General features: G+C 50.1%; 11 protein-coding genes and 1 tRNA gene. 10 read left to right on the top strand and 2 right to left on the bottom strand.

The window, feature by feature from the left end; translation table 11 throughout:
• Positions 1-22: 22 nt before the first annotated feature.
• Genes glpA through glpC form a run of 3 tightly spaced genes read left to right on the top strand, consistent with a single transcriptional unit; the run spans position 23 to position 4,265 of the window.
• Entirely contained in the window at positions 23-1,714 is a 1,692-nt protein-coding gene (gene glpA / locus BZG78_RS01880; protein ID WP_077660229.1) for an anaerobic glycerol-3-phosphate dehydrogenase subunit A, read from the top strand.
• Positions 1,711-3,018, top strand: coding sequence for a glycerol-3-phosphate dehydrogenase subunit GlpB (gene glpB, locus BZG78_RS01875; RefSeq protein ID WP_077660228.1), 1,308 nt, complete (start codon positions 1,711-1,713; stop codon positions 3,016-3,018). Before glpA ends, glpB begins: the two co-directional genes overlap by 4 nt.
• Positions 3,012-4,265 carry an anaerobic glycerol-3-phosphate dehydrogenase subunit GlpC gene (gene glpC, locus BZG78_RS01870; protein ID WP_077660227.1) on the top strand — a complete coding sequence of 418 codons (1,254 nt, stop codon included), beginning with the start codon at positions 3,012-3,014 and terminating at the stop codon, positions 4,263-4,265. The genes glpB and glpC overlap by 7 nt, the downstream gene beginning before the upstream one ends.
• A gap of 85 nt (positions 4,266-4,350) precedes the next feature.
• On the opposite strand, the gene BZG78_RS01865 is transcribed toward glpC, so the two are convergent.
• Entirely contained in the window at positions 4,351-6,024 is a 1,674-nt protein-coding gene (locus BZG78_RS01865; protein ID WP_077461245.1) for a BCCT family transporter, read from the bottom strand.
• 196 nt (positions 6,025-6,220) lie between these two features.
• Between BZG78_RS01865 and BZG78_RS01860 the strand changes: the two genes are divergently transcribed.
• Together BZG78_RS01860 and BZG78_RS01855 are read left to right on the top strand one after the other, a co-directional pair.
• Positions 6,221-6,694 carry a DUF3429 domain-containing protein gene (locus BZG78_RS01860; RefSeq protein ID WP_241827355.1) on the top strand — a complete coding sequence of 158 codons (474 nt, stop codon included), beginning with the start codon at positions 6,221-6,223 and terminating at the stop codon, positions 6,692-6,694.
• Between the two features lie 140 nt (positions 6,695-6,834).
• Positions 6,835-8,451, top strand: a complete 1,617-nt coding sequence (locus tag BZG78_RS01855; RefSeq protein ID WP_199877154.1) for a methyl-accepting chemotaxis protein — start codon at positions 6,835-6,837, stop codon at positions 8,449-8,451.
• Between the two features lie 68 nt (positions 8,452-8,519).
• On the opposite strand, the gene BZG78_RS01850 is transcribed toward BZG78_RS01855, so the two are convergent.
• Positions 8,520-8,960, bottom strand: a complete 441-nt coding sequence (locus BZG78_RS01850; RefSeq protein WP_021023116.1) for a hypothetical protein — start codon at positions 8,958-8,960, stop codon at positions 8,520-8,522.
• Between the two features lie 292 nt (positions 8,961-9,252).
• Here BZG78_RS01850 and BZG78_RS01845 point away from each other — a divergent pair, with 292 nt between their 5' ends.
• The 5 genes from BZG78_RS01845 to BZG78_RS01825 all read left to right on the top strand — a co-directional run bounded on the left by BZG78_RS01845 (position 9,253) and on the right by BZG78_RS01825 (position 14,146).
• Positions 9,253-10,293: a substrate-binding domain-containing protein gene (locus BZG78_RS01845; protein WP_077461247.1), complete on the top strand. Its 1,041-nt coding sequence runs from the start codon at positions 9,253-9,255 to the stop codon at positions 10,291-10,293.
• 66 nt (positions 10,294-10,359) lie between these two features.
• Positions 10,360-11,742: a phosphate ABC transporter permease subunit PstC gene (gene pstC, locus BZG78_RS01840; protein WP_021023114.1), complete on the top strand. Its 1,383-nt coding sequence runs from the start codon at positions 10,360-10,362 to the stop codon at positions 11,740-11,742.
• Positions 11,735-13,039 (top strand): phosphate ABC transporter permease PstA, encoded by a 1,305-nt coding sequence (gene pstA / locus BZG78_RS01835; RefSeq protein ID WP_077576674.1) that lies wholly within the window; start codon positions 11,735-11,737, stop codon positions 13,037-13,039. The genes pstC and pstA overlap by 8 nt, the downstream gene beginning before the upstream one ends.
• Before the next feature lie 124 nt (positions 13,040-13,163).
• Complete coding sequence (pstB, locus tag BZG78_RS01830) at positions 13,164-13,925, top strand: phosphate ABC transporter ATP-binding protein PstB (RefSeq protein ID WP_236719568.1); 762 nt, start codon at positions 13,164-13,166, stop codon at positions 13,923-13,925.
• Between the two features lie 130 nt (positions 13,926-14,055).
• Positions 14,056-14,146, top strand: a tRNA-Ser gene (locus BZG78_RS01825).
• Positions 14,147-14,566: the final 420 nt, after the last annotated feature.

The raw sequence follows: 14,566 nt of genomic DNA, 5'->3' as shown, positions 1-14,566 counted from the left end.
GATAAAGTAACAAGGAGGCCCCATGCCAACTCGCCATTATATTGAAACGGATGTGGTCATCATTGGTGGCGGTGCGACCGGCACTGGCATCATGCGCGATTGTGCGCTTCGCGGCATCTCGTGCATTTTGCTCGAACGTGACGATATTGCGGCAGGCACTTCGGGTCGCAACCATGGATTGTTGCACTCTGGGGCTCGTTACGCGGTCACGGATACCGAATCGGCACGCGAATGCATCCAAGAAAACACCATTCTTAAATCCGTGGCGCGTCATTGCGTGGAAGATACCAAGGGGCTGTTTATTACCTTGCCGGAAGACGATCTGGCCTACCAAGATACCTTTATCGCCAGTTGTGATAAAGCCGGTATTCCGACACGAAAACTCACACCGCATGAGGCGCTCGCTCTAGAGCCCAATGCTAACCCGGCGATGATAGGCGCCGTGCAAGTGCCCGATGGCACGGTTGACCCCTTTCGTTTGTGTGCGGCAAATGTGTTAGACGGTAAAGAGCATGGCGGCAAGGTATTTAATCATACCCAAGTCACTGGATTAATTCGCCAAGGCGCGACGGTACAAGGGGTTCATTGTATCCACACTCTTACGGGTGAGCGTTTTTCGATTATGGCCCAGCAAGTGATCAATGCGGCAGGGATTTGGGGCCAGACTATCTGTGAGTATGCCGATCTCAACATCAAAATGTTTCCTGCCAAGGGCTCACTGCTGATCCTCGATTACCGCATTAATAATCGGGTGATCAACCGCTGTCGCAAACCGGCCGATGCGGACATCTTGGTGCCTGGCGATACTATTTCCTTAATTGGTACGACGTCCGAGCATATTGAGTACGACCAAATTGATAAGTTGGCGGTGACGCCACAAGAAGTGGATGTGCTGATGCGCGAGGGCGCCAAGCTGGCTCCCATCATGGCCAATACTCGGGTGTTACGGGCTTATGCAGGCGTACGCCCATTGGTCTCGGTGGACGATGATGGCAGTGGTCGTAATATTAGCCGCGGCATCGTGTTGCTTGACCACCAAGCGCGCGATGGCCTTGACGGTTTGATCACCATAACCGGTGGCAAACTCATGACCTATCGACTGATGGCCGAGCAAGCCACAGATTTGGTGGCTGAAAAACTGGGTAACCGCAATGTCTGCCAAACCGCGGCACGGCCACTACCGGGCTCTGAGCCCTCCAAAGGGATCAGCAAAGCCAGTGCAAGCTTGGTCAAACCCGTCTATCAATCCGCCTATTATCGCCATGGCGAACGCGTCAGCCATTTCTTGGATGAAAGTGACGACAGCCAAGCGGTGATTTGCGAATGCGAAATGGTGACCAAAGGCGAGGTGAATTATGCCATTCAATCGTTGGATGCAAAAAACATCACTGATTTACGCCGTCGCACCCGTCTTGGAATGGGGCCGTGTCAGGGCGAGTTGTGCAGTTATCGCGCCGCCAGCTTATTCAGTGAGTGCGGAGGATTAGATGGGCAAGCGAGTGCTGGGCTGCTGGTGGACTTTCTTGAAGAGCGCTGGAAGGGCGTCAAGCCTATCTTCTGGGGGGACGCTTTACGCGAAGCCGAATTTAGCTACTGGATTTATCAAGGATTATTTGGCGCCGGTGATGTGCCTAAGTCGTCAAGCGAGGAATCAAAAACGGAAATGAATGAGCAAGTGTCCACTCAAGCTGTCGATCAGGAGGTCTCACAATGATTCACTATGATATTGCGGTGATTGGCGGTGGCATTGCTGGGTATACGGCAGCGATACGTGCATTGGAAGCCGGCAAAAAAACGGTAATGATCAGTGCGGGACAAAGTGCACTGCATTTTTCCTCGGGTTCAATTGATGTACTGGGCCATTTTCCTAATGGTGAGCCGGTTACCCAACCGTTTGAGGCGATTCCCAAATTGGTGCGCCAGCATCCTGAGCACCCTTATGCCAAGGTTAGCCTTGATGAGATCACCGATTCGTTAACCTGGTTCCAACAGCAACTCAGTGCGCAAAAAGTGTGTTTGTATCATCAAGAAGACAACGCCAATCATGGCCGGATCACGCCGCTGGGCACCGTGCGTCCGACGTGGTTATCGCAAGGGCACGTGTATCAACATCGTGGTCCGCGTCGTTTTTCGGGTCTCTGTTTTGCCGCCATTGACGGCTATCGCGATGCGCAACCGACGTTAGCCAAAGACACCATTACCGCGCAGCGTGATTTTGCCTCCTGCCCGAGTCGCACCATCACGCTTTCGATTCCTGGTGCGGAGCGTTTGCGCCGTAACCGCAATGAATTGCGTTCGGTTGATCTGTCACGCTTACTGGCTGAGCCTAACGCCTTTGACAGCCTGTGCGAGCAGTTAATCGCGCAATCTGGACCGGATGAGCTCGTGATTTTGCCTGCTATTATTGCCAACGTCGCGGGCGAGCAGGGTATGGATGCACTTAAACAGCGCACCGATCGTTGCTTCCATGAAGTGCCCACCATGCCGCCTTCGTTACTCGGGATTCGAATAGAAGAGGCCCTGCAGCGCGCGTTTGCCAGTGCAGGTGGCATGTTGCTACGCGGTGATCAAGTCACCAGCGGCGAGTTTGACGACAGTGGCCGCCTCACCGCATTACATACCCGTCAGTTAGAGGATATTCCGTTAACCGCAGAGGCAGTGATCTTGGCGACGGGAAGCTATTTTAGCCGCGGCTTGAATGCGGATCGCACCCAAGTTAGCGAGCCAACACTGGGGTTAGATATGGTACAAAGCCCTGACCGCAGCGAATGGCGCAATGACGACTTTTTCAGCCAGCAAAGTCATCCTTTTATGGCCTTCGGTATTAACACCGATAACCAATTGCGGCCTACCGCGCGCGGAAAACGTTGTCAAAACTTGTTTGTATGTGGGGCGGTACTCAGTGGTTACGACCCCGTATTTGAAGGTTGCGGCGGAGGCGTTGCGGTTGCAACAGGCTACGCCGCGGCACAACGAGCACTTGCCGTGATGGCAAACGCTAAGGAGGCCATATGTTAACTGAATGGCTTAAACAGCGAGAATATCGCGACCATGCACCGCAGCCCACCAGTTTTGACCAGTGTATCAAATGTACCGTCTGCACTGTGTATTGCCCAGTGTCAAAAGTGAATCCGGCGTATCCGGGCCCCAAAGAGTGTGGGCCGGACGGCGAGCGTCTGCGGATCAAAAATCCAGAGTATTATGACGACCTACTCAAACTATGCACCAACTGCAAACGCTGCGAAACCGCCTGTCCCTCTGGGGTGAAAATTGGTGATATCATTGCCGTGGCACGGGGTAAACATGGCGAGAAAAACATCAATCCTAAGTTGATGCGTGATTACGTGCTCAGCCACACCGATTTATTTGGTACCTTGGCGAACCCGGTGGCACCGATTGTGAATGCGATGACGGATTTAAAACCGGTAAAAGCGGTGATGCATGCCACCATTGGGGTAGATAAACATAAATCCTTGCCTAAGTATTCTTTTGGTACCTTCCGCCGCTGGATGAAAAGCCAAACGGCGGTACAAGCTGAATACCCCAAACAAGTCAGCTATTTTCACGGTTGTTATGTGAATTTTAACAATCCGCAGCTCGGCAAAGACTTGGTCACAGTAATGAATGCGATGGGCTATGGCGTTCAGCTATTAGAGAAACACAAATGCTGTGGTGTCCCCTTAATTGCTAACGGTTTTTATGATAAAGCAAGACGTAATGCCACCGCCAATACCGCGATGATTGCCGATTCTGTTGCCGACGAGCGCCCAGTGATCGCGACGTCATCATCGTGTGCGCTGACACTCAAAGAAGAGTATCCGCATGTATTGGGCGTCGACAATCAGCATGTGGCAGGACAAATTAGCTTCGTGACCCGTTTTTTACTCAAAGCGGCAATGAATGGCGAGATGCCCAAGCTAAAACCCATCAATAAACGGGTGGTGTATCACACTCCTTGTCACTTGGAGCGCAGTGGCAATGCGATGTTCACCATTGAGCTATTGCGGATGATCCCCGGGTTAGACGTGGTTGTGCTCGATAGCGAGTGTTGTGGTTTGGCAGGCACCTATGGCTTTAAAACCGAGAACTATCAAACCTCGATTGCCATCGGTAGTGGTTTGTTTGCTCAGATTAAAGCTGCAGAAGCTGACTTTGCTATCACCGATTGTGAAACCTGCAAATGGCAAATTGAAGAGAACACACCGTTGGAAGCCTTGCATCCGGTCAGTGTGCTGGCGATGGCCGTGGATGATGCGAATCCATAAAAGCGACGACGACCTCGAATAAGACGACCTCGAATAAAAAGCGCCATCGTATTAGGTGGCGCTTTCGTTGGTCGATGAAACCGGTCTAGCGATTCGCTTGTGATGGCGTCGAGGCGGTGGGCTTGCCAACCGGCTCTGCCAGTAAAGACTTCATCACACTGATGGTCATTAAGATCACCAATACACTGATAGGTAATGCAGTCACCATGTTGGCCGTTTGTAAGGCTCTTAAGCCGCCTGCGACCAAAAGCACCGCGGCGACGGCGCCGATCATAGTGCCCCAGAAAACACGGAAGCGTTTCGGCGGATCATCATTGCCCATCGACAGAATGGTGGTGAGCACCAAGGTGCTGGAATCGGACGAGGTAATAAACCAGCTAAACAGCAAAAAGATCATCATGGCGTTCAGTATCCAACCCCAGATACCGCCGCCGGTAATGCCATCGGCTGTGGCGAACAATGCCGCAGGCAAGTCCCAGCCATTCACCAAATCAATGATTCCCGCTGTACCGACACCCGTCTCAGCAACAAGCTCTTGATGCAACGCATTGCCGCCAAAAATGGCCAACCAGGCAAAAATCATCAGCGTTGGCGCGCAAAGCACACAAACCACAAACTCACGCAGGGTACGTCCGCGAGAAATGCGGGCAATAAATAAGCCAATAAAGGGCGCCCAGCCAATCCACCAACCCCAGTAGAAAATGGTCCAGGCATTTTGCCATGCGGCTGGGCCTGGCGTTTCAGGAAACCACAGTCCCATTGGGATAAAACCGACCAAATAGTCACTGAGTGAAGCACCAAAGACGTGGATCAACCAGGTGGTTGGGCCGCCAAATAAGAAGTAAGCGATTACCAATGCCGAGACGATAATGTTCCACTCGGAAATAATGCGGATCCCTTTGCCGACGCCAGACAGAGACGACATGATTGAGGCCACGGAAATCAAAACGATCAGGATAACCTGAGTCATGACACCCGGGTCGATGCCAAATAAGCGATCGAGCCCCACCGCGATCTGACTGACACCTAACCCGAGCGAGGTGGCGACACCGAATACGCAGCCCAGGACACCCAAGATGTCGGTGATATGGCCAATGGGGCCGTAGATCCGATCGCCAATCAGCGGATAAATGGTGGATCGCAGCGCGAGCGGCAGTTTTTTACGGAACGAGAAATACGCCAGCGCGAGGCCAACAATGACGTACACGGCCCAGCCATGAAAGCCCCAGTGAAAGTAAGTAACACGCAGAGCAGCGGCCGCGCGATCAAATCCCATGGTGGTTGCGCCTGCCATATCAGCATATGGGTTGTTGGGGTAGCCGAACGCACCACTTGTATCAAAGTAGAGCGTGGGTTCGGCTACCCCAAAAAACAATATGCCAACACCGACACCGGCGGAAAATAACATCGATAGCCACGAAAAAGTACTAAATTCGGGGCGATCGTCGTCGTCACCCAAACGAATATTACCAAAACGGGTGACTGCAATAATGAAGCTGGCGGCCAATAAGAGAACAAGCACCAACATGTAATACCAACCGAACGTAGACTCTACCCATCCGCGAGCAGCAGCAAACACACTGGCTGCTAGGTGAGTGTTAAACCCGGTAAAAAAAACGAAGACGAAAACCAGAAGGGTAGCGGCGATCATCATATTTTTATGAACGCCCTTAAACGGCCCCGTTTGGGTGACGCAATCGGCAAACGGATGCTGCAATGTGCTGGCATTGCTCGCATCCGACGTACTTCGTGCTGACATGAGTAACTCCTTTTTAAACAACAAAACGCGCAACAATTTACGCAAGGTGCGTTTTCTTTGCAAAAAAAAGAGGCCTTTATCACGGTAGTGAAGTACAAAGTGATGAGAAAAGCAGCAAACCGACACGAGCTATCAGCCATCATGGCAGTGATACCGTATAAACTAGCTGAACTGATTTATGAGTAGGAGTAAAACAATGCCCCAACCCGATGTTCGTTCATCGTCAGCGGATCGCACCATGTTGAATTTAGGCTATCTTGGCCTATTACCGTTCGCGGGGGCCCTCGGGGTCAGTTGGACTGGGCTGACAGTTTTTGGCTTAGCTGGCGAACAATTGTTTATTACCTACAGTGCCGTGATTTTAAGCTTTTTATCCGGCGTGTTGTGGGGGAACGGCCTGGATAACCCACCTCCTACATCGAATCGGTATGCGTTGGTACTCAGTAATGTGTTCGCCCTGCTTGCATGGGGCGCATTGGTCAAAGGGGCGACACCTCTATCCCTGACCGTAAGCGTGCTTACGGCAGGTTACTTTTTAGTGTGGCTTACCGAACGGTGGATTCGATATCGCCAACAAAAAAACGATCAGCCAGCGGGGTACCAAACGATGCGCGATCGGCTCACACTTAGTGTGATGGCCTTTCATGCGTTGCTGCTCTTTGCAAATTAATACGTTTAAGCTGGTTCTTTTTTAGTTGGTTTGTTTTTACATAGTTGGCTGAACCTATTACAACTATTGGCCGTATCCGTTACCCTTGGCGCAGAAAAACAATTAATTTAGTGATGGTATTTAAGGGTAATGGGGAATCTATGACAATTATTCAGTATTTGCGGACGGTGTTTATTGCGCTCGGGATTGCAGTCGCCCTGAGTGGCGCCTATTTGTTCAGTGAAATTAGCTCAGTTAAAACCCAGTTCAATGACGTTGTCGAGCGCAATGTGCGTTTGCTCAGCACGGTGTCAGATTTACGCTATTACACGGTAACCTACCGCCGTTTTGCGCTCGATTATGGCCTAACCGATGATAAACAAGCGCATCGCGACATCCTGGTGAAAATTAAGCGCAATGACGAATCGGTACGTGGCGCGCTGACGGATATGAAAACGCTGACGGTTCGAGATAGCAACAGCGATGAAGTCACCACCATTGAGACACGTTTGAATGGCTATCGCGAGATGCAAAATGATTATATTCGTCTAATCGATAATGGGCGAATAGACGACGCTCGACGCAAAATGCTTGGGCCAATGTTAGCGCCTTTTGATCAAATAGTGGATAACCTAGCGTCGTTACAAGCTGATCTAGAAGCACAGGCCAATACCATCAAAGCACAAGAGTCTAAGAAAATCGAACAGCTGATTATCATAGGGATAGCGGTAATTGTCGCGCTGATCGTGTTGATGGTTATCGTTGCACTTTTACTCCAAAACCGTATCCGCGGACCATTGTCCTTACTGGTTACGCAAATGCAGCGGGTAGAAAGTGGCGATCTGACGCAACGGCTCGATCTTGCTCAGTTTAACCGTGATGAATTAGGACAGGCCGCCAATACATTCGATCAGATGCAAAGCAGTATCACCCACTTAATTGGTTCGCTGATAAAAGGCACACAGCGGCTACAAACGGTCAGTAACGAGCTTTCGACTCAGGTGACGGATACGGTCAACAGTGTTGAGCAACAGCGTAGTGAGCTATCACAGCTCGCCAGTGCTATGACACAAATGGAGTCAACATTTGGGGAAGTGGCGAGTAATACGGTCGCGGCGGCCGAGCACACTGATAAATCGCGCGAGTATGCCCAGCAAGGTCGAGAAACCTTTGAACAGTCTTACCAGCAAAGCGTGGCCGCGAAAGATCAAGTTAACGAAGCGTCGCAAGTGATTGAAGCGTTAACCGCAGACAGTGAAAATATCGGTAAGGTCTCAGAGGTGATTAGTACCATTGCCGAGCAAACGAATTTACTTGCCCTTAATGCGGCAATTGAAGCGGCGCGCGCCGGCGAAGCAGGTCGCGGTTTTGCTGTGGTCGCTGATGAAGTGCGCGGTTTGGCAACCAAGACGCAGTCATCAACCGATGAGATTAATCAAATCATCGAAGGGCTGCAAACCAAAGCGCGTCAGGCCTATCAGGTGATGAGTGACAGCCRAACATTAACCCAAAAAGGATTGGATGACGCCAAACGCGCGGCAGAGGCGATTGAGACCATCAATGCGTCAACGCAGCAGGTGTCAGAAATGACAGGGGCGATTGCGACGGCGACCGAAGAACAAACCACTGCCGCCGCTGATTTAAACCAAAACGTTGCAGCAATTCACCGTGCGGCGGAGTCTTTGGCTGAAACGGCAGAGCAAACGCGCCAAGCGTACGAGCGGTTAGAAAAAGAAAACGCGAGTATGAGTGAGCAGGCTCAAGCGTTTAGACTATAAACCGAAAAGCCAAGGCTCATTGTGAGAGCCGTGTTAACAACAAAAGATGCGCCTAAGTGGCGCATTTTTTATCGAAATAAATACAGAGAGAGAAAGTAATTCACATTTTGGTTGATAGCACGCAAAACGGCAGCAAGCCCAGCGTCGCTGTTTTCGGTCACATCCCAGGGAATAAATTTGCCGTAGCTTGGCAATGGCAGGCCCGATTGTACCGATGCGGGATTCAGAGCAATTAAATAATCGACATAGTCGAGTGTCAGCGCATCCAATGGCGCCGGCGCCAGATCGTAAGTCGATATTTGAAACTGGATCAGCGCCTGTGCGGCCTTATCGGTGCTCATGGTTTGCGTTGTGTGATAACAGTGCACATCAAAAAAACTGTTCGCTTTGCTTTTCATCATTGCGGCTGCCATTAACGACGCGCCGTATTTTCCATCACACAAAAAGAGTACCAATGGCTTGGCATCAGTGTTCAACCGTGTGTCCTCATTGTGGTTAGCATCTGTCATTGCCTTCTTTATCCAAATTGTTCGCAGCTAACATCTCAATTGTGATGTTATCTCGCTGCTATGTTATCGATGTTTCATCTATCCTAGCCACTTCCGCGCGCAGCGCTAGCGCACCTTGAGCAACTTTTGAGTGTGCTACCAATGCCTCTGGCTGTCATCAAACCTTCATCATTGCATAAAGGAACTGTCACTTTGTGCGCTTAATGTGTCTCCCCGTTAACCGAGTTCTTCGTTATGTGTAGATAAATTGATTTACACAGCACTAACTTAAATAATCGACTTGGAGGTTGATGTGAAACTTAAAGCTCTCTTTGCAGCGACGACAGTATCAATGGCCGTGCTGGCCTCAGGTAGCGCAACGGCTGCAAGCCGTGACTACATTAGCATCGTTGGCTCTTCTACTGTTTACCCTTTTGCTACTGTTGTTGCTGAGCGCTTCGGTCGCACGTCGCAATATTCAGTACCAAAAATCGAATCGACTGGCTCAGGCGGTGGACTTAAGTTGTTCTGTGCGGGCGTCGGTGAAAACACCCCAGATGTGACTAACGCATCACGTAAAATCAAAAGCTCGGAAATTGAACGCTGTCAGTCAAATGGCGTCGACGAGATTGTCGAAATCAAAGTCGGTTATGACGGTATCGCTATCGCAAACTCGAAAGTATCGCAACAGTATGATCTCACCCTAAAAGATATCTACACCGCACTCGCTAAAACCGTCCCAGACGCTAACGGCAACTTTATCGACAACCCCAATGACACGTGGAAAGACGTGAACCCATCACTGCCTAACACCAAAATCGAGGTGCTAGGTCCACCACCAACATCAGGGACACGTGATGCGTTTGTTGAGCTAGCCATGGAAGCGGGCTGCTCCGAGTATCCCGAAGTCGCAGCACTTGAAGACAGTAACGAAGACAAATTCAAAGCGATTTGTCACGGCATGCGCGAAGACGGTGCTTTCATCGAAGCCGGTGAAAACGATAACTTGATTGTGCAAAAGCTTGAAGCAAACCCAGATGCGCTTGGCATCTTCGGTTACAGCTTCCTTGAGCAAAACGCAGACAAAGTACAAGGCTCTAAAATCTCGGGTGTTCTGCCAACATTTGATGCCATTGGTACCGGCGAGTATCCCGTATCACGTTCACTGTATTTCTACGTTAAAAAAGCGCATGAGAACGTGATTCCTGGCCTGACCGATTATGTGAAAGCGTTCACCTCAGAAGAAGCAATGGGCAGCATGGGATATCTCGCTGACCGTGGCCTTATTCCACTGGGTGAAAACGAGTGGCAACAAGTACGCAGTGCTGCCGTCGATTTAAAACCAAACTTGTAAGCGCATTGTGAATACGAAAGGGTGGTACGTGTCACGTACCCCCTTTATTCGTGTTCAGGAGGAACAATGACAACACCCATGCTGATGACCGTGATTGCTATTATTGCAATTTCCGGCTTTTTTATTGCTCGAACGCGTTCTATTAAGCTTGCCAACATGGCTGGTGGCTTGAGCAAACTGCATTCTCGACCTAACTATTACGGCTCATATGTCGCCATTTTGGCGGCGATTCCGGCACTGGTTCTTTTATTGTTGTGGCAAGCGGTAGAACCGAACTTGATCCACAGTTTGGTGATGGCACAAATTTCCGATACGTACGTCACGCAGTTCGGCAATGCGGATTTGTTATACAGTCAAATCGGTAATATTGCTCGTGGCATCACCCAAACTGACGATGCTGTCTTGTTGGCTGCGGCGGACCATTATCAAACCCTGAACCATTTAGGGACCACATTACGATTCACCGCAATGACTGCACTTGCGTTGGCGGGATTAGCCTTTGGCTGGCGCTCGCTACGACTGCGTTTACGTGCCCGCAATCGGGTCGAAAACGTGATGCAGGGCTTTTTATTGTTCTGCTCAACCCTCGCAATCTTAACCACATTCGGCATTGTGCTCTCAGTGTTGTTTGAAGCGATGCGATTTTTCCAAATGATCCCCGTGACCGAGTTCATCTTTGGCACCGAATGGTCGCCACAGATTGCACTGCGTGCAGATCAACAAGCCTCGAGTGGTTCTTTTGGTGCGATCCCGCTATTTACCGGCACTTTGATGATTTCATTCATCGCCATGTGTATCGCGGCACCGGTTGGGTTGATGAGTGCCATTTACTTGGCCGAATACGCGTCGCCCCGTGTTCGCGGCATTGTTAAGCCTATTTTAGAGATCCTTGCGGGGATCCCGACAGTGGTTTACGGCTTTTTCGCAGCGTTAGTTGCGGCGCCATTTATTCGTGATGTTGCCCATGCGATCGGCTTTACCAGTGCATCGTCAGAAAGTGCACTCGCAGCTGGTGCGGTGATGGGCATTATGATCATTCCGTTTGTCTCCTCGCTGTCCGATGATGTGATATCCGCCGTGCCTCAGTCACTGCGTGATGGTTCATTAGGGCTAGGCGCTACCCCCTCTGAAACCGTGCGTCAGGTTGTGATTCCTGCCGCGTTACCAGGCATTGTCGGTGGTTTATTGCTGGCGGTATCACGCGCAATTGGTGAAACCATGATCGTGGTGATGGCGGCGGGATTATCGTCTAACTTAACGGCGAACCCCTTGGAATCGGTGACCACAGTCACGGTTCAAATCGTGACATTGTTGGTCGGTGACCAAGAGTTCGATAGCCCTAAAACGCTGGCTGCATTTGCTTTGGGTCTCACGCTGTTTGTTGTGACGCTAGCGCTCAACTTCGTGGCGCTACGCATCGTGAAAAAATATCGAGAACAATATGACTGATAAAATCGAAAAAATTGCGCAAGAGAAGCGTGCTAGGGTAAAAGCAGGCCTTGCGAAACGTCGCGGAAAAGAAAAGCGTTTCCGCTGGTATGGTATGACATCGATTTTTCTCGCCTTCACCTTTTTGGTATTGCTGATTGGGTCGATTGTCTCCCAAGGGTATACGGCGTTTTACACCACCGAAATCCGTTTAACGGTTGATCTCAGTGAGCAAAGCTTGGGCATTGAGGGAAAACCACTGAACGATGAAACATTGGAGTACCTCAGTTATCGTTCGGTATTGGCGAAGGCCATATTTAATGCGATGCCAGAGGTGACCTCGCGGGGCGATAAACGTGATCTATTTCGCTTTATCTCTACGGGCGCGGAATATGATTTGCGTGACCGTGTTGCCGCAAACCCCGATCTGGTCGGACAAAAGATTGAGATTTGGGCATTGGCGGGTGATAACGTCAACCAATTCAACAAAGGCAACATCGACGGCAAACTCCCAGAGTCAAATCGTCAGTTTAAAGACAAGCACATAAACTGGTTTAACCAACTGGAGGATGATAATCGCGTGCGCACCGTGTTCAACACGCGCTTCTTCACCAATGGTGATAGCCGTGATGCTGAATTAGCGGGCATTTGGGGCGCGACTGTTGGGTCTTTCTACACCTTGTTGGTAACACTGGCGTTGAGTTTCCCGATTGGTGTAGCAGCCGCGATTTACTTGGAAGAGTTTGCGCCACGTAATCGCATTACCGAAATTATTGAAATTAACATTAACAACTTAGCAGCCGTGCCCTCGATTGTGTTTGGCTTGCTGGGTCTGGCTGTTTTCTTGAACTTTGCTGATCTGCCACGCTCGGCGCCAGTCGTTGGTGGCTTAGTGCTCACGCTCATGACATTACCGACGATTATTATATCGAGTCGTTCGGCGATTAAAGCGGTTCCGCCCTCGGTACGTGATGCGGCTTTGGGTGTGGGTGCATCTAAGATGCAAATGGTGCTTCACCACGTCTTGCCATTGGCGATGCCAGGCATGTTAACCGGTACCATTATCGGGATGGCACAAGCACTCGGAGAAACGGCACCGCTACTGATGATCGGGATGATCGCGTTTATCGTTGATGTGCCATCCGGTCCGCTTGATGCGGCCACAGCGTTACCCGTGCAAATCTATTTATGGGCAGAGAATCCTGAAAAGGGCTTTGTCGAAAACACCTCAGGCGCAATCATGGTACTGCTGGCATTCTTAGCCTTTATGAATGCCTGTGCGGTGATTATGCGTAAGCGTCTCGAGCGACGCTGGTAAGTCGGGAGAGAGAATCATGACGACGACAACAATGAACAACCTAACCATGACTGAAGATGTAGTGGAAGCCGCACCACAAAGCACACAAGCACCGAGTGAAACCTGTGGTATTCCGTTTGTTGATATGCCACGCATGACAGCACGAAATGTGTTCGTTAATTATGACAACGGGTCTAAGCCGGCGATTAAAAATGTGAGCCTTGATATCGGCGAGAAAGAAGTGCTTGCGATGATTGGGCCATCAGGCTGTGGTAAATCGACGTTCTTGCGTTGCTTAAATCGTATGAATGATACGATCCCGGGCTGTGAGGTGACGGGGGACATCATTTTGGGAGACACTGACATTTACCACCGCGAGAGTGAAATTGTCGAATTGCGCTCACAAGTCGGCATGGTGTTCCAACGTCCTAACCCGTTTCCTAAATCCGTGTATGACAACGTTGCTTATGGCCCGCGTATTCACGGCTTAGTCGACAGTAAAACTGACTTGGATGAACTGGTGGAGCAATCCCTAACACGTGCCGGTTTGTGGAATGAGGTCAAAGATCGTCTGGATCAGCCGGCAACCGGCTTATCTGGTGGTCAGCAACAGCGACTTTGTATTGCACGTACTATTGCGGTCGCACCGGAAGTTATTTTGATGGATGAGCCGTGTTCAGCCCTCGATCCGATTGCCACTGGGGTGATTGAAGAGCTGATCTCGGATTTGAAGAAGAACTTCAGCATTGTGATTGTGACGCATTCCATGCAGCAAGCAGCTCGTGTGTCTGATCGCACCGCTTATTTTCATCTCGGTAGCTTGGTTGAGGTTAACACAACACAAAAAGTGTTTAATGATCCTGAGCATAAGCTGACGTCTGACTATATCAATGGTCGTTTTGGTTAAATAAGCAACGGGTTGGCAGAGGGGAAACCTATTCAAATAGGTGTTTGCTGATAATTTCAGCACTTAAGCGCGAGAAAGTAAAAACACACTTTACATCGCACTGAGTAGCCTCTACTATACGCTCCGTTCCGGAGAGATGGCTGAGTGGTTGAAAGCACCGGTCTTGAAAACCGGCAAGGGTTAATAGCCCTTCTAGGGTTCAAATCCCTATCTCTCCGCCACATACTAAAAAGCCGCTGCTCAGTCAGCGGCTTTTTTGCGTTTATATCCCCCCCCATAACTCCCCAAACCCTGACTGCGCCAACATTTTAGGCGATTATGCCTAAACAGCTATTCTGCACTCTGGTACGCTAACTCTTATATTTCTGTCCCTTACATGGCCTTTTGGACGCCGCCAACCGAAGGGCGGTAGCGTGGAACGCAACAAAAGCACCCACATGGATGCACGCTTTCTCATGACTGATTCACACTTTCCCTAGGCGAAAAAATAAAAAACACGAATAATCAATCGGTTAAAAGTACAAGCGCGGGGATAATGTGAATACCTCAACCGGGATAGGCGGCATGCACACTATCACCGAAGAGAGCTTGATGAGAGAGATGGAAAAACAACATGCGTATCATGAGGTTATGGATAAAAC

This window comes from Salinivibrio sp. MA351, from assembly GCF_001996065.1.
GTDB classification, from domain to species: domain Bacteria; phylum Pseudomonadota; class Gammaproteobacteria; order Enterobacterales; family Vibrionaceae; genus Salinivibrio; species Salinivibrio costicola.
The sequence above is the reverse complement of the archived record's forward strand: the minus strand, read 5'-3'. Positions and strand labels throughout refer to the sequence as shown.